Here is a 17325-nt window from a genome sequence, read left to right on the forward strand (position 1 = left end):
GGGAAGGAGTCACGTCACATCAATCCCGCGACACGAAGTGCGCGGAGATCTTGTTCCACACGGCCGGCGTGATGCCCATGCTCAGGTGGTCGTACGCCATGCCCTCCTGCTTCGCGTCCGCGGTCTTCTTCGCCGCGGTCCAGCCCTGGGTGAGCTGGGTCACCGCCGCGATGCTCGCCTCGAAGAGCACGCCGTCACCACGGGGCACGGACGTCGTGGACGTCATGCCGTCCGTCTCGTAGGGCTGCGCGCCGGCCGCCGTGCCGTAGAGCACGTAGAGCGACGGCAGGCGCGTGTCCAGGCCGTGCTCCGCCAGGCGGGTGATGAACTTGCCGCCCATCTCCATCGCCGTGGCGATGCCCAGGCCCTGCATGATGCGGTACTTCGCGTAGTTGGAGAAGTTGTAGCCCTCCGCGTTCTGGTTCGTGTTGTACGCGTGGTACGCGAAGCACGGCGAACCGACGGGGTCATACGCGGTGGTGCGGCACACGCGGTGGTCCGTCGCGTCCATGTAGCCCGCGGCGATGAACGGGTTCAACGGGTTGTAGATGAGCTTCGAATCCAGCCACGGGAAGTAGCGGTTCTCGTTCGGATCCACGCTGTCCCACACGTACGAGCTGCGGTCCGGAATCGGGTACGTGCCACGCAGGTCGTACGCCGCCTGGAGCTGACCCGGGAACGCCGTCACATACTTGCCGCTGTCGTTCACCGAGCCGAACAGGCTCATGTTGTATTCGTCGAAGTTGAACGCGCTCGCGGACAGGCCCTGGGTGGTGTTCAGCGACTGGAGCGTGCTCGCGGACACCGGCGCGCCCGTGCTGCTCAGGCCGGTGATGTTCGACAGGTAGATGCGGCGGAAGAAGTCCGGCCACATGCCGCCGGAGCCTTCACACACGCTCTCCGCATACGGGTTGTTGTACCAGGGCACGTCCGAGCCCCACGTCACGCACTGGAACGCGGAGAAGTACGTCCACGGCATCGGCCCGCGGCCCACCGGCGCGTTCGACGACGTGCTCGCGATGGTCAGCGTGTGGATGGGGTGCCGGAAGTTCAGGTCGATGCCCTTGTGCGGCCCGGACAGCGGCACGTACACGCGCACGGAGTCGTTATACGCCGGCACCTGCGACGCCTGCTCCTTCGCCAGCCGCTCGAAGAGCCGCGTGGTGCTGAAGCCGCCCCACGTCGCCGCGTTCGCCATCCAGGGGTCCACCGCCAGCACGCCCTTGCTCCACGCGATGACGTCCACCCGCGCCACACCCGGGTGCAGCGCCTTGATGCGGCTCACCGCGTTGGCCACGTGGATGGCGTGGTTGTAGTTGTCGCCGTGGAACGAGCCGAACGTCACCGCGTACACGCAGCGGCCCTTCGACTCCAGGTCCTGCACCAGGCCCGTCTTCTGGGCCGCGTTGCCGTACGAACCGCCCGAACCGTTGTTGCCGTTGGGGAACATCCAGACGTTCGCGTCCTGGATGGCGCCGTGCACCAATAGCGTCGGCGTCAGGTTCACGTTGCAGGTGCGCGCCGCCGTGGCCCGGCCCTTGTGGAGAAGCACGTAGCGCGCCGCGGGCTTCGTGGGTCCGACCGCGGGACAGGTGCTCCCGGCCGCCGTGGCACAGCTGTTCGCGTAGGCGAGGTTGAAGCCGTCCACCAGCTGCTGGTTGAGCGCGCCGAAGAACGTCGCCACCGGGTAGTCGCTGGACTGGTACGTGTCCTGGTAGCGAAGCTTCTGGGTGCGCGGGTTGTAGTACTCGCTGCGGAAGCGCTGGCGCCCCTCCAGCAACTCAATCTGCCCCCAGGACCACGAGGCCGGCGTCAGCGTGCCCACCACGTTGTAGCCGTTGGTCGGCGTGGTGACCGCGTCGAAGTAGGGCGCGAGGTCCGCGTCCAGCGGGGCCTCCGCCGTGCCGACGGCTGCCTCTTCAACCGGAGGCACCTCCGACGCGGGCGGTTCTGCCCCGCAACCTGCCATCAGCAATGCGGCCGTGAGCGACAACGTCCAGGTGCTTCGCATGCGGACCTCCGGGTGGGTGAAGAGGGTGCGGCGACAGCAGACGCGCGACAGGGAGACCCCGAGCGCGGACGCGCCAAGGGCCACCGGGGTCGTCCCGGCAGGCCCTCCGCGCCATCAACGCGCGTCAGGAATGACTAGCGGGCGTGCTCCTGCAGGAAGGGCGTCAGCAGGGCTTCGAACTCCTGCGTCTTCTCCAGGTGCGGGCTGTGGCCCGTGTCCTGGAGGACGACCTCGCGGAAGCGGCCACCGTTCTTCGCGTAGCGCTCCATCACGCCGCGCATCTGCGACACCATGGGCTGCGGCGGGTACTTCTCATCCCCCGGCCAGCCGGGCACCGCGCCCAGCTTGCCCAGGAAGCCGAAGTCGAACAGCGACGTGTCGGAGACGATGGCGTCGTCCGCGCCGCGGATCCACAGCACGTCCGGCCCGTCCTTCAACGCCGCGAAGGACGACGTGTTGTAGTAGCGCGGCGCCATGGCGTTGTTCATGCCCGTGGTGCCCGGCGCCACGCCCGGCCAGTTGTCGGACTTCGTGAAGTTGCCCGGGTACAGCTCGTCCGACACGTGCGTGTTCAGCACGGAATCCAGGAGCAGCTCCTCGTCCGGGTGACGGAACGGGGGCTTCACGTAGCAGCCGTTCATCACGTTGCGAGGCGACGTGGGCGTCTCCGTGGAGCGGTCCTTCGACTTCAGCCGCTGCACGAAGTCCGGGTTGGCCGTGCCGCCGCCGGAGCCCGCGAAGTCCGCCCAGCACGGCGTGCCGTCCGCGTCCTTCGTGCCGCCGAAGCCATAGGGCGACAGGGGCGCTTCCACCACGACGCCGGCCACGCGCTCCGGGTGGTCCAGCGACAACTGCATCACCATGCCCGCGCCAGCCGAGTGCGCCACGAACACCGCGCGCTTGAGCGACAGCGCATCCATCAGCGCCAGCAGGTCGTCGCTGAAGTCGCGCATGCCGCGCGTCGCGTCGATGGTCTTGGGCTCCGTCTCCCCGTAGCCGCGCATGTCCGGCGCGATGCCCCGGAAGCCCGCGGGCAGCGTCTTCAGCAGCGATTCGAAGAACGCGCCGGAGGAACAGTTGCCGTGCACGAAGATGACGGGAAATCCCTCCTCGCCCACCAGCCGCGCGCACACCGCGAGCCGTGCCGTCGGGATGTCCCGCTTCTCGACCTTCCTGGAACTGTCAGCCATGTGCGCCGCTCCTGGTTGTATTGCTTGAAGAGAGGATACCGCCCGTCACGAGGCGTCGCGCGCGTCCGCCGCGACGGCCTGCTCGCGCAGCTCCCGCTTGAGGATCTTCCCTGCGGGCGACACCGGCAGCGCCTTCACCAGCTCCACCCGCTTGGGCACCTTGAAGCGCGCCAGCCGCCCCTTCAGGTGCTCCAGCAGCGACTCCGCCGTGGCCTGCGCATCCGCTTTGAGCACCACGAACGCGCGGCCCGCCTCGCCCCACTTCGCGTCCGGCACGCCCACCACCGCGCATTGCTGCACCGCGGCGTGCTCGTAGAGCACCGACTCCAGCTCCAGCGGGTACACGTTCTCCCCACCGGAGATGAACATGTCCTTCTTGCGACCCGCGATGGTGAAGAAGCCTTCGGCATCCACGCGCGCCAGGTCCCCGGTGTGGAACCAGCCGCCCGCGTCGATGGCCTCCTGCGTGGCGGCGTCGTCCTCGAAGTAGCCCGAGCACATGGACGGGCCCTTGAGCACCAGCTCGCCCACCCCGCCCACGGGCACGTCCTGGCCCGCGTCATCCACCAGCTTCGCGTCGATGAAGTAGTTGGGCCGGCCGATGGAGCCCGCCTTCGACACCGCGAACTCCGGCCCCATGCTGAAGATGCCGGGGCCGAACTCCGTCATGCCAAAGCCCTGCTTGAAGGGCACCGGGTGCACCGCCTGCCACGCCTGGAGCAGCGGCACCGGCAGGGGCGCCCCACCGCTGGTGACAAAGCGCACGGAGGAGAAGTCCGTCCCGCGCCAGCGCGGCGAATCCATCAACTGCTGGTACTGCGTGGGCACCGCGAAGAAGAGCGTCACCTTCTCCTTCGCGACGAGGCCGAGCATCTCCTCCGCGTCCCACCGCCGCATCAGCACCACGGTGCCGCCCACGGTGAGCAGCGGCAGCGTGTACACGAGCAGTCCGCCGGTGTGGAACAGCGGCGTGTGCGTCACCGTCACGTCGCCCTGCCGGATTTCATGCACCAGCGTGTTGAGCGTGTTCCACGCCACCATCCGGTAGGACACCTTCGCGCCCTTGGACTTCCCGGTGGTGCCGCCGGTGAAGATGAGACAGAGGACGTCCTCCTCGCTCACCGCTTCGTTCGCGACCGGGGCCGCGGTCACGTACTCCAGCACCTTCGCGTAGGCGTCCGCACCCGGAAGACCCTGCGCATCCAGCGCCACGAGGCGAAGGCCGTCGCCCACGTGTTCACGCACCTGCGCCGCAGCGTCGCGGAAGTCATCCCCGAACAGGAGCACGCGCGGGCGGACGGAGCGCACGCCCTCGGTCAGCTCCGCCGCGTGCAGCCGCCAGTTGTAGGGCACGAAGATGGCGCCCAGCTTCCCGCACGCGAAGAGCGCGTCCAGGTGCTCCACGCCGTTGAGCGCGACGATGCCCACGCGGTCACCGCGCTGCACGCCGGCCACGTCCCGCAGCCAGCCCGCGAGCGCCGTGGCGCGCGCGTTCATCTGCCGGTAGGTGAAGCGGCCCGCGTCCCTGCGGGCCACGTCCACCACGGCCACCGCCTCCGGCCAGTAGAGGGCGCCCCGCCCCATCCAATCCCCGATGAACATGCGCGTACCTCCTGGCTGTGTCGTCGAGGGTGGAACTACGCCGTCCAGCGGTAGAGCGCGGACGCCATGGCGAGGCCACCGCCGCTGGCGCAGAAGGCCACGAGGTCGCCCTTCTTCACCTTGCCCTGCTGAACCGCGTCGTCGAGCGTCATCGGGATGCAGGCGGAGCCCGTGTAGCCCCACTTGTCCATCGTGTAGTGCGCCTTGGCCATGGGCTGGTTGAGCGCCTTCATGGTGGCTTCGATGGTGCGCAGGTTGAGCTGCGTGAAGACGAACAGCTTCACGTCATCCAGCGTCTGGTCCGCGCGCTTGAGCAGCGTGTCCAGCAGGATGGGCCAGCGCTCGGTGTTGAACGTGGAGGGGAACTTGCGCACGAACTGCACCGCGGGCTTGCCGTCGGTGAGCTTCAGCGTCTCCGCCGTGGCGGGCCGGTTCGTGCCGCCCGTGTAGATGCCCAGCGCGTCGTGGTACTCGCCGTTCGCCAGCAGCTTCGCGCCCAGGAAGCCCGGCTTGTCGGACGCGCCCAGCACCACCGCGCCCGCGCCGTCCGCGAACAGCGTGCAGGTCTTCTTGTCCTTCCAGTTCACGTACCGGGTCATCCCGTAGGCGCCCACCACCAGGATGCGCTGGTAGCTGTCGTCCGCGGAAATCGTCTTCGACGCCACGTCCAGCGCCGTCACCCAGCCCGCGCACGCCGCGTTGATGTCGTACGTGCCCGCGTTGATGGCGCCCAGCTTCGCCTGCACCACCGACGACGTGCCGGGGCTCAGGTAGTCCGGCGTGTCGCTGGCCACCAGCACCAGGTCCAGATCCTTCGGATCCACCTTCGCGCGGGCCAGGGCCTCCTTCGCGGCGGCCACGGCCAGGTCGCTGGTCGCCTGTTCATCCGCCATCACGTGGCGCTGCTTGATGCCCACGTTCGTCTGGAGCCACTCGTCCACCTTCTCGCCGAGGATGGCCTCCACGTCGGCGTTGGTGAGCAGCTTCTCGGGGACGTAGCGGCCGGTGGACAGGATGTTCGCGTAACGCATGGCGGTGTTTCAGCTCCGGGGGCCGCGCGCCGGACGGCGGGGCCTGGGGGAAGGAGACGAAGGAGACTTCGAAGAAGACTTCGCGACGGCCTTGGGGGCCTTGGGCGGCGGGACGGCCTTGAGGACGGGAGCGCCGGAGGGCAGGCCGTGGGTCAGGAGCGTCATCGCCGTGTCGAGCACGCGCTCCAGGCCCATGTCCTCCTCCCAGAGCACCCAGCGCATGCCCAGGAAGTCGCCAATGCCCATCAGGCAGTAGGCGAGCGCCTCTGGATCCATGCGGCGCACCTCGCCGGCGTCCATGGCCAGCGTGAGGCCGCGCACGTAGCCCTTGGCGAAGCGGTCGTAGTAGCGGCGGTAGCAGTCCGCATCCACGAACTCCGCCTGCCGCACCACGCGGTAGAGGTTGGGGTGCTGGCGCACGAACTGGAAGAAGGCGCGCAGGCCCTCGCGCTCCACCTCAAGGCGCGTGGTGCACGCGGCGGTGGACTCCGCGATGAGGCGGCGCAGGCGCGCGCCCAGTTCGTCCACCACCTCCACGAAGATGGACTGCTTGTCCGGGAAGTACACGTAGAAGGTGCCCAGCGCGACGCTGGCCTTGCGCGTGAGGTCCGCGATGGACGCCCGCTCATAGCCCTTGTCGCCGAACACCGCCTCCGCAGCCTTCAACAGCTTCTGCCGCGTCCGCTGGCCACGCGGCGTCACCGGGACTCGTTCTGAAGTTGAAGGGCGATTCATCTTTCAGGACGGGTAGCACCCGCCCGACAACCTTGTCAAAAGCCGTTGGATGGCTCCTTGCGTCAAAGACAGACATGAACGCGGAGCGTCAAACCCGAGCGTCCAGCAGCTGTGAAGAGCGGGCGGGCAGCCTCCGGAACAGGACGTGGGAGGTCAGGAATCCGACCCTTTGCGCCACCCCACAAGTTTGCACACCAACGGACTTGCAATCCTGAGCAGGGGCATATAACTTCACCGTCACTCACCCAGACGACCTATAAAAATAAGGTCAAACGCCCCATGGACGCCCTGGATTATCGCATCTTGGACCTGCTTCAACGGGATGGCCGGGCCACCCAGCTGGAGCTGTCACGGGGAGTGAAGTTGTCCCAACCCGCGGTGGCCGAGCGCATCCGCAAGCTGGAGGAGCGCGGGGTCATCACCGGCTACACGGCGCGGGTGGACGCGACGCAGCTGGGCAAGGACATCACCGCCTTCATCGGGGTGAGCATTGAACACCCCAAGCACTTCGAGGGCTTCGCCAAGAAGGTGGCGGAGCTGCCGGACGTGCTGGAGGCACACCGGGTCGCGGGGCAGGACTCGTACGTGCTGAAGGTGAAAACGGACAACACCCGGACGCTGGACGTGCTGCTGGTGGAGACGCTGCGCACCATCCCGGGCGTCACCCGCACGAGCACCACCATCGTCCTGTCGACCTTGAAGGAGGACACGCACGTGCGTGTCCCCGAAGCGAAGTTGAACGGAGAATGAACATGAGCGCGGACGCAATGAGTGCCCCCCTGCCCCCTCCTCCGGCCTACCGGCTGTCGCAGCGCATGTCCCGGATGAAGACGTCCGCGGTGCGGGAGATCCTCAAGATCGCCGAGCGCCCCGACATCCTCTCCTTCGCTGGCGGCCTGCCCGCCCCGGAGCTCTTCCCGCTGGAGGCCATCGCCCGGGCGTTCGAGGAGACGTTCGAAACCGAAGGCCGCGCGGCGCTCCAGTACAGCACCACGGAGGGCTTCGCGCCCTTGCGCGAGTGGATCTGCTCGCACCTGGCCCGGAAGGGTCACCACACCCACGCCGACCAGGTGCTCATCACCAGCGGTTCGCAGCAGGGCCTGGACCTCGTGGGCAAGGTGCTGCTGGATCCGGGCGACCTCGTGGTGGTGGAGGACCCCAGCTACCTGGCGGCGCTCCAGACCTTCGGCGGCTACGAAGTGGACTTCGCCACCGTGCGCAGCGACGACGCGGGCATGGACATGGATGACCTGGCCGCGCTGGTGAAGAAGCGCCAGCCGAAGCTGCTCTACGTCATCCCCAACTTCCAGAACCCCAAGGGCACCACCCTGTCGCTGGAGCGCCGCAAGGCGCTGGTGCGGCTTGCACAGGAGCACCGCTTCCTCATCCTGGAGGACGACCCGTACGGCGAGCTGCGCTTCCGTGGCGAACACCTGCCGTCGCTCGCGTCGATGGACGACCAGGGCGTGGTGCTGTCGCTGTCCACCTTCTCCAAGACGCTGGCCCCCGGCCTGCGCCTGGGCTGGGTGACGGGACCGCGCCCGCTGCTCAAGGCGCTCACCATCGCCAAGCAGGCGACCGACCTGCACACCGCCACGCTCGCGCAGCGCGCCACCGCCCGCCTGCTGTCCACCTTCGACTACGTGGGCCACATCGCCGCGCTGATGCCCGTCTACGCCGAGCGCGCCAACGCCATGCTCGGCGCGCTGGAGCAGCACATGCCCCAGGGTACGAAGTGGACCCGGCCCGACGGCGGCATGTTCCTCTGGGTGGAGCTGCCCGGCGGGCTGGACGCGGCCACGCTCCTGCCCCGCGCCGTCGAACAGAAGGTCGCCTTCGTCCCCGGCGCGCCCTTCTTCGCCACCGTGCAGCAGCCCCAGTTCATGCGCCTGAACTACTCCAACCGTCCGCCCGACCTCATCTCCGAGGGCATGCGCCGGCTGGGCGCCGTCATCTCCGACGCGCTCTAGGAATCAGGCCCGCGCGCGCCCCGAAAGCCCAACGCACCGCGTTGATGGCCGGGGCGCCCGGGGGGCCCGGAAGAAGTTGAAGGTCGATTCAGGTTTCATGCTCCTCGGCGCTGGAAAGCGCCGGGGCGGTGTGCGTACCCTGCGCGCGTTTTCGACGGGCGGAACTGGAAAGGGAGCAGCCCCCTTCCCGCCGCTCTTGCGACGCTCAAGGAGAAGCACATGCAGCTGAAGGACCTGAAGATCATCGTGACGGGTGGCGCGCAGGGCATGGGCGCGCACTTCGCCCAGCGCATCCAGGAAGCGGGCGGCCAGGTGGCCGTGGGCGACGTCAACGAGGAGCGGCTCGCGGAGCTGCCCAAGGGCATCCACCGCCGCAAGCTGGACGTGTCCAACGAGCAGGACGTCATCGACTTCGTGTCGTGGGCGCACGGTGAGATGGGCGGCCTCAACGGCCTCATCAACAACGCGGGCATCCTGCGCGACGCGCTGCTCGTGAAGAAGGACCGCACCACCGGCCAGGTGAAGAAGCTGTCCACCGCGGACTGGAACGCCGTCATCGGCGTCAACCTCACCGGCGCCACGCTGATGGTGCGCGAGGTGGTGACGAAGATGGTGGAGACGGACCAGCGCCCCGGCGTCGTCGTCAACATGTCGTCCATCGCCCGGCACGGCAACCGCGGCCAGTCCAACTACGTGTCCGCCAAGGCCGCGCTCGCCGCGAACACCGTCACCTGGTCGCGCGAGTTCGCCCCGTTCGGCATCCGCGTGGGCGCCATCGCCCCGGGCATGATTGAGACGCCGATGACGCAGGGCATGAACCAGAAGGCCCGCGACGCGCTGGTGGCCTCCATCCCGGTGGCCCGCATCGGCCTGCCGGAGGACATCTGGGTGGCGGTGAAGTTCGTCATCGAGTGCGACTACTTCAACGGCCGCACCATCGACGTGGACGGCGGCCTCAACTTCTAGGCCCGTCCCGCCCCGCTCCGGAAGCTCAGGCCGTCTTGCGCTTCCGGGGCGCGGCCCGCGCGGACTTCGCGTCCGCGCCCTTCTTCGCGTCCCGGCCCGCCGGCTTCACTTCCGGCTTCGGCGTCGGCTTCACGTCCGCCCACTGCTCCGCCCACTGGCCCAGCTCGTGGAAGACCTTCCAGAACGCCTGCCCCTTCTCCGTCAGCCGGTACTCGGAGCGGATGGGCGGCCCCGGGTCCACGTGGCGCTCGATGACGCCCTCGGCCTCCAGCTCCTTGAGCCGCTCCGACAGGACGCGCTCGCTGATGCCGCCAATGCGCTCCGTCAGCTCCCCGAAGCGGCACGGCCCGTCCAGCAGGATGCGCAGGATGATGCCCGTCCACCGGCGGCCCAGGAGCTCCGCCGCCGTCAGGAACCGTTCGCACAGCGGGCGTAGGTCGTCATGCATCGTCGCGCCTCCTGCCTGAGTATAGCGCCCGCCCTCCCCTTCCCGCAGGAACACCCGCGCGGCTCAAGCTTACTTTTAGGAAGTCGCTTGCAAAATAAAAGCGTCCCCGCTACCCATGGGCCATGACGGGCGCGGATCGCATCCGCCTTCCGCGAAGGGGACACACCGATGGCAGCGACGAACACCGCCCTGGACGCAGGCGCCCTGGCCCAGCTCTTCACCGAGGCCCGCACGCACAACGGCTGGTTGGACACGCCGGTGACGGACGACACCCTGCGCCGCATCTACGAGCTGGCGAAGATGGCGCCCACCGCGGCCAACACCCAGCCGGTGCGCCTGGTGTTCGTGAGGAGCCGCGAGGCCAAGGAGCGGCTCAAGCCCCTGCTGTCCGCGGGCAACGTGGACAAGACGATGCAGGCGCCCGTGACGGTCATCGTGGCGCACGACACCGCGTTCCACGAACAGATGCCCAAGCTGTTCCCCGCGCGCGACATGAAGGGCTACTTCGCGGGGCTGCCCCCGGAGACGCGTGAGCAGGCAGCCTTCCAGAGCGGCACGCTGCAGGGCGCGTACGTCATCCTCGCCGCCAGGGCGCTGGGGCTCGACTGCGGCCCCATGGGCGGCTTTGACAAGGCGAAGACGGACGAGGCCTTCCTCCAGGGCACCGGCTGGAAGTCGAACTTCCTCATCAACCTGGGCTACGGCGACCCGGCGAAGCTCTACCCGCGCAACCCGCGTCTGGCTTTCGAGGACGCCTGCCGTCTGGACTGAAACCGTCCAATCACAGACGGAAGAATCCAACCGGGGTGCAGTGGCATTCGGCCGCCGCAATCCTGAGTTTCTAGGTTAATCAGGAAGAAGCAGCCCCGTCGTCGGTTCCACCGGGATGAACACGGCGCGGGGCTTCCTTCCCAGGCGAAACGAAGCGCTCCCCCAATGCGAGCGGCTTCTTTCGCAGGGCGGTTTAGACCGCCGGAGGGCCGCCTTCCGTTACATAGGGAAGCGGGGCCCGCGGTCTGACGGAAGCACGCTGTCCGCGCCCATGGAGGACGCGGGGCTTGTGACTGGAGGCTTGCGGCAGGGACTTTCTAGTACAGCCGTTCGAGCGGCATCATCGTGCCCGCCTCGAACTCCGGTGCGCGGCGCAGTTGGTCCAGCACGCGGGGCGCGCAGCGCACGTGAAGCATGGGCAGGGAACCGCCCGGCTCGCTCATGGCGCGCACGGCCCCCATGAGCTTGTTGGCCTCCAGCCAGTGCATGAAGCTCTCGCGGAAGCGGGCGTTCTCCGCCAGGCCGGCCTGGAAGACCTCCGCGCGCGAACGCACGGGTGCCCGCGCGGCGGCCGAACGTCCCCGGGGGGATGCGGTTTCGCGAGGCATCACCGTCACGTCGATGTCGCCGCCCTGCTGCGGAATGTCCCGCTCTGGAGCGGGGCCGTAGTCGGAGCCCGGCAGCATGCGCACGGAGCCCCCGCTGCCCGGCAACGGACGCACGGCGGCGACGGAGGACATCCGGGCCGACACGTCACCAGATTCGCCCGGCACGCCATTCTTCCTGCCCATGGCCAACATCCTCTCCCGGGTCCGGTGCTCACCTGGCACCGGCCCCGGACAACTACCGCGTCACCTGAAAACAGCCAGGCCCTTCCCCGTCCGGTGACTCGCCGAGCGGGGAAGCTTGATGGCATTGGCCAGAATCAAATCCCTCACGTCCAACGCCGTCAAGTCAGGGGCACGGCAACGATACAGTGCAGCGATACCCGCGACATAAGGCGCCGCCATGCTCGTGCCACTCATTCGTTCATAGAACGCCTGATTATTGCAGCGGCGTTCAGTAGACGAATACACGTTCACCCCGTAGCCCATGACGTCAGGCACGACGCGCCGTCCCACGGCGCCGCTGGCCGAGAAAGTGGCCACGGTGCGCTCGAAGTCGACTGCCCCTACAGCCAGTGCTTCAGGAAAGGCCGCTGGGTAACCAACCGTGTTCGGCCCACTGTTACCCGCCGCGACAACTGGCAGCACGTTGCTGTCCAGCAGTCGACGCAACATGGTCTGCAGGGCGCGCTGATTCAGCAGGTAGTCCGCTTCGGAGATTCCGGGCGGAGGCTGCAGCGGGAAGCCCAGCGACAGGTTGACGACGGCGGGACGTGAGGCGTTCTCCGGCGCGCTGAACTGGTGGAGCAGCCACTCCATGCCGGCGGCCACGCGGCCCAGGCTGGTGCGGATGGTCTCCGATTCGATGACGGACGCGGCGTACAGGTCCACCTCCGGCGCGACGCCATGGTGCACGCCCGCGGCGATGCCGCACACGTGGGTGCCGTGGCCGTCCGGATCGAAGCCGCGCACGTCGCGCGCCGGGTTGTGGGGCGAGTTGGGGAAGAGCGACACGTAGCGGAACTGGATGGTCTTGCTCGCGTGCTCCGGGTGGTCCGCGTCCACGCCGGTGTCCAGGATGCCCAGCATCACGCCCGCGCCCCGGATGCCCTGGGCGTGCGCCAGGGGAACACCGGATTCGTCGGGCCATTCACGCTGCGCGAGCGAGCTCATGCCGCGGTTGCGCGGTCCTGTCTGTCCGGCCGACACCGGGCCGGGGAAGGACAGGGGCACCACGTCCGGGATGAACTCGAAGTCCTCGGCCAGCTCCCCGCGGGCCGCCTTCTCGGCGTCCACGGAGTAGAAGTGCGCCATGGTGGCGCCGATGAGGGGCATGTAGCGGTAGCTGCCCGCCTCGGAGCCGGTCTGCTCCGTCACGGCCGCGCCCGGCATGGGCACGGTGCTGGAGTCAGCGCCGCGCGTGGGCGCGCTCTTCTTGCCTCCGCGCCCGCGGCGCTTCGGTTCCTGGCCGCTGATGGCCGGCTTCATGCCGGGCAGGGTGGCTGAACGCAGGCCGAGCGCTGTCAATGCGTCCGGTGCCTTCTGCGCGCCGCTGAAGCGCAACGCGGTGCTGCGAACGAGGACGCGCTCGCCCTGTGCCGTGCCACGTACACCCGGCCGGGCCTGCGTCTCGATGGACTCCTTGGGTACCAAGAGAAAAGACTTCATGGGTGGTGTGCTCCTTGGACTACCAATCCGGCCCGGGGCTCCGAAGGAGGAGAGCACCCGCGTAAGGACCGCGCCCACCTGGGAACCCTGACACGCCCCTTCGGGTCCCGTGGGGTTGGCTCCGGGCTGCGCCCGTGAGCCCTGTCATCGTCTGCCCTCCCCTCTCCCCCGTTCGCGGGGTCAACCGGGGGATTTGACCGCGTCCCCCTGACAAAAGTTCACGCGATTTCCTCAATAGACACCTCTTGTGTGGTGTCTCGGTCCTCACTCGGCTTCCTCGAACCTCCGGAAAGGCAACGGATTCCCTCCGCGGGACGAGAGGAGTGCCCGCGGGCGCACAGCCACTCTGTCGCACAGTGGACGTGGGGAAGGGGCAGGCAGGGGGGGCGGGGGCGCGAGGGAGCGGGGGCCAGGGGCTTGCCGGGAGCGCGGCGGGCGTGGGGGCAGGAAGAAAGAGGTGGAGGGAAGCCCGGGATGCGCCGATTGTTCGGGTTCGACCCTTCCCGCGTCCACCCTGGGACGGGTCCTGGCCTTTTCTGGAGCCCTCTTGATTCCCTATTGGCACGCCCCCTCGTTCAAGCTGGGGCCCCTGGAGTTGAACCCCTTCAACGTCTTCGTGGCGGCAGGCATCCTGCTGGGCGCGAAGCTGCTGACGAAGCAGGCGGAGCGCGAGGGCCTGGACCCGAACCCGCTGGCGGACTTCGCCATGTGGGGCGTGGCGGCCGGCATGCTCTTCGGCCACTGGGTGCACCTGTTCTTCTACCACCCGGAGGAGCTGTCCAAGAGTCCGTTCCAGATCCTCCGGTTCTGGGACGGCCTGTCGTCCTTCGGCGGCCTGCTGGGCGGCATCTTCGCGGCGGTGGTGTTCTTCCGGGTGAAGAAGCTGCGCTTCAACGACTACGCGGACAGCTTCGCGCTGGGCGTGGCGCCAGCGTGGGCGGTGGCACGGCTGGGGTGCTTCGCGGTGCACGACCACCCGGGTCGGCTGACGGACTTCTTCCTGGCGGTGCAGTTCCCCAACGGCAACCGGCACGACCTGGGCTTCTATGACGCGGTGGTGCTGTTCGCGATCACCGGCATCCTCTACGCGCTGCGCAATGCCGGAAAGCTCAAGGGCCGGCTCCTGCCGCTGCTGGCGGTCCTGTACGCCGTCTCCCGCTTCAGCCTGGACTTCCTCCGGGCCACGGACCTGTCGTACGTGGACGCGCGCTACTTCGGCCTGACGCCGGCGCAGTACGGCAGCATGCTGCTGGTGGCGTACGGGGTGTGGGGTCTCTTGCGCAAGCAGGCGCCCAGCGCGTCCGCCCAGAAGCCCCCGGCCTCCCAGGGCCGGGTGGAGACCGCGCGGTAGCGAAGTGTGCTTCGCTTCAGGCTTCGTGAAGGCGGGGGGTTCGCATGAAGGCTCTGGCGTATGACGCGGTGATGGCGCCGCTGGGGTGGGTGGGGCTGAACGCCGCCCGCCGCCAGTTGGTGGACGGGCTGTCGGGCCGGGTGCTGGAGGTGGGCGCCGGCACCGGCCTGGCGCTGCCGGGCTACCCGGACACGGTGACCTCCGTGACGGCGGTGGACGTGGACCTGGAGGCGCTCCTGCGCGCCAGGTCCCGCCGCTCCGGGGTGGCGCTGCTCCAGGCGGATGCGCAGGCGCTGCCGTTCCCGGATGCGTCGTTCGACGCGGTCGTCTCCAGCCTGGTGTTCTGCTGCGTGGACGCGCCGGCCACGGCGCTCGCGGAGGTGGGGCGGGTGCTGCGGCCAGGAGGCGAGCTGCGCCTGCTGGAGCATGTGCGGGCCACCAGTCCCGTGCTGGCCATGGCGCAGGACCTGCTCACGCCCGCGTGGCACCGGCTGTCCGGCGGCTGCCGCCTCAACCGGGACACCTTCCGGTTGGTGGAGAACGCGGGCTTCCGCATCCTCCGGCGCGAGCAGCGCCTGGGCGGCGTGGGCGAGTTCATCCTCGCCCAGCGGCCCTGAGTCCGGAATGAGCCCGGGCGGGTGGGACACAACCCACCGCATCGGGTTTCCAGATGCAATGTCAGAGGTCACTTTAGGATGGCAGGCGCGCTGGCGGACCGACCCGCCACGTACCATCCATGAGGCCCTTTCGCATGACCCGCTCCCTTCCTTCCCTGCTCGCGCTGCTGCTCCTCGCCGGCTGCGGCCCCGGCCCGGACACAGGCACGTCGCCCGACCTCGCGAGTGCTCCCGCCTCGCTGGAGGAGACCGACCGCCAGGGTGGCTCCGCGCCGCGTGAGGACTCCGTGCGGCTGTCCACCGGCGTCACGCTCCGCTACGTGGAGCAGGGCCGCCGCGACGGGCCCGTCGTCGTCTTCCTGCACGGCTATACGGATTCGCACCACACCTGGGACCTGGACCTTCCGCGCTTCTCGCGCGACCTCCACGTCTACGCGTTGGACCAGCGTGGCCATGGGGATTCCTCCCGGCCGGCGTGCTGCTACACGCAGCAGGCGTTCGCCCAGGACGTGGTGGCGTTCCTGAACGCGAAGCGGGTGTCGCGCGCCATCCTCGTGGGCCACTCGATGGGCAGCTTCATCGCGCAGCAGGTCGCGCTGGATGCGCCGTCCCGCGTGAAGGCGCTGGTGCTCGTGGGCTCCGCGCCCACCGTGGCGGGCAACGAGGTCGCGCTGGGGCTCAAGTCCGTCGTGGACACGCTGACCGACCCGGTGGACCCCGCGTTCATTTACGAGTTCCAGGCCAGCACCTTCTTCCAGCCCGTGCCCGCGTCGTACCTGAACACCCTCGTCGCGGAGAGCTCCAAGCTGCCCGCGCGCGTGTGGCAGGACACGCTGGACGGGCTCATCGCGGAGGACCACTCGGCGCGGCTGGGACGGCTCCGCGTGCCCACGCTGATCATCGGCGGTGACAACGACGGCTTCTTCTCCGTCACCGAACAGCGCGCGCTGGCCCGCGCCATCCGTGGCTCGAAGTACCTGCTCTACCCGGAGACGGGCCACGCCCCCCATGCCGAACGGGCGCGGCGCTTCGTGGACGACGTGCACCACTTCATCAACGGCCTGTAGTCGCGTCGCCTTGGGGTCCGGCCGCCTGGGGTACCGGTACCGGTTCCGGGCGGGCCGGGTCGGACCTGGCCAGCACCACCACCGCCACCAGGATGAGCAGGCCCCCCGCGCCCTGCCGCAGCGACAGGTGCTCGCCCAGGAAGAGCGCGCCCAGCACCACCGCCATCACCGGCTCCAGCGTGGACAACAGCGACGTGTTCACCGGACCGATGCGCTCGAGCCCCGCGAAGAACGTGAGCACCGCCACCACCGTGGACAGCAGCGACAGGCCCGCCACCGCGCCCCACCCGCCCAGGGTCTGCGGAAACGACGGGCCCTTCACCAGCATCAGCGCCCCGAAGGCGACCCCCGCCGACAGCAGGATGCCGGTGCTCGCCGCGAGCGGCCCCGCCGGGCCCACCACGCGGGCGCTGGACAGGACGTAGACGGCGTAGATGACCGCCGACAGCACCCCCAGCGCGATGCCCAGCGGCTTCGCGTCCGGGCCCGGGTCCACCGTCAGCGCCGTGCCCGTCAGCGCCAGCCCCACCGCCAGCCAGCGCAGGCGGCTCAGGTGCTCGCGGCCCATGGCCACCTGGAGCACCGCCACCAGCGCCGGGAAGAGGTACAGGAGCAGCGCCACCAGTCCCGCGGACGCGTGCTGGAGCGCGACGAAGTAGGCGCTGCCTTCCGCGAAGTAGCCCAGCCCGCCCAACAGGACGAGCCCCAACAGCACCCGGCCCCGGGGCCAGCGCTGCCGGCGCGCGAACATCACGCAGGTGAGCACCAGCCCCGCCAGGGTGAAGCGCAGGAACAGCAACGTGGGCATGTCCGCGCCCGACGCGTACGCGAGCCGCGCGAACAACCCCAGCGCGCCAAAGGAGGCGCCGGACAGGGCGACGAGGAGGAAGCCGGTGGTGCGGGTCTGCATGGGGCGAAGCGCGCACGCTGGCCCAGACCGGGCCTGCTTGTCACGCGAGCCCCGGGGGCTCCGGAGGCTCCGGTGCCTTGCCGCCTACCAGTTCTTCACGGACTGGAGGTCGAACACCTCCGGGAAGCCGCCCTGGCGCAACAGCTGCGCGGCCACCGCGCTGCGGCCACCCGCCGCGCAGTACACCACCACGGGCGTGCCCACCGGACCCACCTCGGAGAGACGCTGGGCCAGCACCTGCACCGGAATGTTGCGGGCGGCCTCGGGGTGTCCCTGCAGGAACTCCTCCGGGGTGCGCACATCCAGCAGCACCGCGCCTTGCGCGACCAGTTCGTGGGCCTTCTGAGAGCGTTCCTGAGGCGTCATGGGGCCATCGTAACCAC

Annotated in this window: 16 protein-coding genes and 1 pseudogene; 7 read left to right on the top strand and 10 right to left on the bottom strand. The window is 69.1% G+C overall.

The genetic code is table 11. From position 1 onward, the window contains the following. Positions 1-19: 19 nt before the first annotated feature. The 5 genes from OV208_RS04980 to OV208_RS05000 form a co-directional block, all read right to left on the bottom strand. Positions 20-2011 (bottom strand): esterase/lipase family protein, encoded by a 1992-nt coding sequence (locus tag OV208_RS04980; protein WP_267572639.1) that lies wholly within the window; start codon positions 2009-2011, stop codon positions 20-22. A gap of 134 nt (positions 2012-2145) precedes the next feature. Then, positions 2146-3201, bottom strand: coding sequence for an alpha/beta hydrolase (locus tag OV208_RS04985; protein WP_267572640.1), 1056 nt, complete (start codon positions 3199-3201; stop codon positions 2146-2148). Positions 3202-3246: 45 nt separating this feature from the next. Next, positions 3247-4803: an AMP-binding protein gene (locus OV208_RS04990; RefSeq protein ID WP_267572641.1), complete on the bottom strand. Its 1557-nt coding sequence runs from the start codon at positions 4801-4803 to the stop codon at positions 3247-3249. Between the two features lie 35 nt (positions 4804-4838). Next, the gene (locus OV208_RS04995) at positions 4839-5834 is read right to left on the bottom strand and encodes a 3-oxoacyl-ACP synthase III family protein (RefSeq protein ID WP_267572642.1); all 996 of its coding nucleotides are present in this window, start codon (positions 5832-5834) and stop codon (positions 4839-4841) included. Positions 5835-5843: 9 nt separating this feature from the next. Then, positions 5844-6569, bottom strand: coding sequence for a TetR/AcrR family transcriptional regulator (locus OV208_RS05000; protein WP_267572643.1), 726 nt, complete (start codon positions 6567-6569; stop codon positions 5844-5846). 279 nt (positions 6570-6848) lie between these two features. Between OV208_RS05000 and OV208_RS05005 the strand changes: the two genes are divergently transcribed. From OV208_RS05005 to OV208_RS05015, 3 genes are all read left to right on the top strand, one after another. Beyond that, the gene (locus OV208_RS05005) at positions 6849-7319 is read left to right on the top strand and encodes an Lrp/AsnC family transcriptional regulator (RefSeq protein ID WP_267572644.1); all 471 of its coding nucleotides are present in this window, start codon (positions 6849-6851) and stop codon (positions 7317-7319) included. Between the two features lie 2 nt (positions 7320-7321). Next, positions 7322-8539: a PLP-dependent aminotransferase family protein gene (locus OV208_RS05010; protein WP_267572645.1), complete on the top strand. Its 1218-nt coding sequence runs from the start codon at positions 7322-7324 to the stop codon at positions 8537-8539. A gap of 219 nt (positions 8540-8758) precedes the next feature. After that, a complete protein-coding gene (locus OV208_RS05015) occupies positions 8759-9505 on the top strand; it encodes an SDR family oxidoreductase (protein ID WP_267572646.1) in 747 nt (248 codons plus the stop codon). Between the two features lie 139 nt (positions 9506-9644). On the opposite strand, the pseudogene OV208_RS05020 reads toward OV208_RS05015, so the two are convergent. Then, a pseudogene (locus OV208_RS05020) lies at positions 9645-9953 on the bottom strand (winged helix-turn-helix transcriptional regulator); the annotation flags it as partial. A 168-nt stretch (positions 9954-10121) separates the two neighbouring features. Here OV208_RS05020 and OV208_RS05025 point away from each other — a divergent pair. Then, a complete protein-coding gene (locus OV208_RS05025) occupies positions 10122-10724 on the top strand; it encodes a malonic semialdehyde reductase (RefSeq protein WP_267572648.1) in 603 nt (200 codons plus the stop codon). 317 nt (positions 10725-11041) lie between these two features. On the opposite strand, the gene popD is transcribed toward OV208_RS05025, so the two are convergent. Further along, on the bottom strand, positions 11042-11515 hold the full coding sequence (gene popD, locus OV208_RS05030) for a PopC secretion inhibitor PopD (protein ID WP_267572649.1): 474 nt from the start codon (positions 11513-11515) through the stop codon (positions 11042-11044). 60 nt (positions 11516-11575) lie between these two features. Continuing rightward, positions 11576-12997: a S8 family peptidase gene (locus OV208_RS05035; protein ID WP_267572650.1), complete on the bottom strand. Its 1422-nt coding sequence runs from the start codon at positions 12995-12997 to the stop codon at positions 11576-11578. A gap of 547 nt (positions 12998-13544) precedes the next feature. Between OV208_RS05035 and OV208_RS05040 the strand changes: the two genes are divergently transcribed. The 3 genes from OV208_RS05040 to OV208_RS05050 all read left to right on the top strand — a co-directional run bounded on the left by OV208_RS05040 (position 13545) and on the right by OV208_RS05050 (position 16032). After that, positions 13545-14348: a prolipoprotein diacylglyceryl transferase gene (locus OV208_RS05040; RefSeq protein WP_267572651.1), complete on the top strand. Its 804-nt coding sequence runs from the start codon at positions 13545-13547 to the stop codon at positions 14346-14348. 44 nt (positions 14349-14392) lie between these two features. After that, positions 14393-14965: a class I SAM-dependent methyltransferase gene (locus OV208_RS05045; RefSeq protein WP_267572652.1), complete on the top strand. Its 573-nt coding sequence runs from the start codon at positions 14393-14395 to the stop codon at positions 14963-14965. A 134-nt stretch (positions 14966-15099) separates the two neighbouring features. Further along, the gene (locus OV208_RS05050) at positions 15100-16032 is read left to right on the top strand and encodes an alpha/beta fold hydrolase (protein ID WP_267572653.1); all 933 of its coding nucleotides are present in this window, start codon (positions 15100-15102) and stop codon (positions 16030-16032) included. Here OV208_RS05050 and OV208_RS05055 read toward each other — a convergent pair. Both OV208_RS05055 and OV208_RS05060 read right to left on the bottom strand, forming a co-directional pair. Next, positions 16019-16942 carry a DMT family transporter gene (locus OV208_RS05055; RefSeq protein WP_267572654.1) on the bottom strand — a complete coding sequence of 308 codons (924 nt, stop codon included), beginning with the start codon at positions 16940-16942 and terminating at the stop codon, positions 16019-16021. The two genes, OV208_RS05050 and OV208_RS05055, sit on opposite strands and share 14 nt — an antisense overlap. 84 nt (positions 16943-17026) lie before the next feature. Next, on the bottom strand, positions 17027-17308 hold the full coding sequence (locus tag OV208_RS05060; RefSeq protein WP_120542795.1) for a rhodanese-like domain-containing protein: 282 nt from the start codon (positions 17306-17308) through the stop codon (positions 17027-17029). Positions 17309-17325: the final 17 nt, after the last annotated feature.

Source organism: Corallococcus sp. bb12-1, assembly GCF_026626765.1.
GTDB classification, from domain to species: domain Bacteria; phylum Myxococcota; class Myxococcia; order Myxococcales; family Myxococcaceae; genus Corallococcus; species Corallococcus terminator.

Excerpts from the sequence above, each read along its gene's own strand:
- OV208_RS04980 (WP_267572639.1), bottom strand. The coding sequence starts at position 2,011 with ATGCGAAGCACCTGGACGTTGTCGCTCACGGCCGCATTGCTGATGGCA.
- OV208_RS04985 (WP_267572640.1), bottom strand. The coding sequence starts at position 3,201 with ATGGCTGACAGTTCCAGGAAGGTCGAGAAGCGGGACATCCCGACGGCA.
- OV208_RS04990 (WP_267572641.1), bottom strand. The coding sequence starts at position 4,803 with ATGTTCATCGGGGATTGGATGGGGCGGGGCGCCCTCTACTGGCCGGAG.
- OV208_RS04995 (WP_267572642.1), bottom strand. The coding sequence starts at position 5,834 with ATGCGTTACGCGAACATCCTGTCCACCGGCCGCTACGTCCCCGAGAAG.
- OV208_RS05000 (WP_267572643.1), bottom strand. The coding sequence starts at position 6,569 with ATGAATCGCCCTTCAACTTCAGAACGAGTCCCGGTGACGCCGCGTGGC.
- OV208_RS05005 (WP_267572644.1), top strand. The coding sequence starts at position 6,849 with ATGGACGCCCTGGATTATCGCATCTTGGACCTGCTTCAACGGGATGGC.
- OV208_RS05010 (WP_267572645.1), top strand. The coding sequence starts at position 7,322 with ATGAGCGCGGACGCAATGAGTGCCCCCCTGCCCCCTCCTCCGGCCTAC.
- OV208_RS05015 (WP_267572646.1), top strand. The coding sequence starts at position 8,759 with ATGCAGCTGAAGGACCTGAAGATCATCGTGACGGGTGGCGCGCAGGGC.
- OV208_RS05025 (WP_267572648.1), top strand. The coding sequence starts at position 10,122 with ATGGCAGCGACGAACACCGCCCTGGACGCAGGCGCCCTGGCCCAGCTC.
- popD (WP_267572649.1), bottom strand. The coding sequence starts at position 11,515 with ATGGGCAGGAAGAATGGCGTGCCGGGCGAATCTGGTGACGTGTCGGCC.
- OV208_RS05035 (WP_267572650.1), bottom strand. The coding sequence starts at position 12,997 with ATGAAGTCTTTTCTCTTGGTACCCAAGGAGTCCATCGAGACGCAGGCC.
- OV208_RS05045 (WP_267572652.1), top strand. The coding sequence starts at position 14,393 with ATGAAGGCTCTGGCGTATGACGCGGTGATGGCGCCGCTGGGGTGGGTG.
- OV208_RS05050 (WP_267572653.1), top strand. The coding sequence starts at position 15,100 with ATGACCCGCTCCCTTCCTTCCCTGCTCGCGCTGCTGCTCCTCGCCGGC.
- OV208_RS05055 (WP_267572654.1), bottom strand. The coding sequence starts at position 16,942 with ATGCAGACCCGCACCACCGGCTTCCTCCTCGTCGCCCTGTCCGGCGCC.
- OV208_RS05060 (WP_120542795.1), bottom strand. The coding sequence starts at position 17,308 with ATGACGCCTCAGGAACGCTCTCAGAAGGCCCACGAACTGGTCGCGCAA.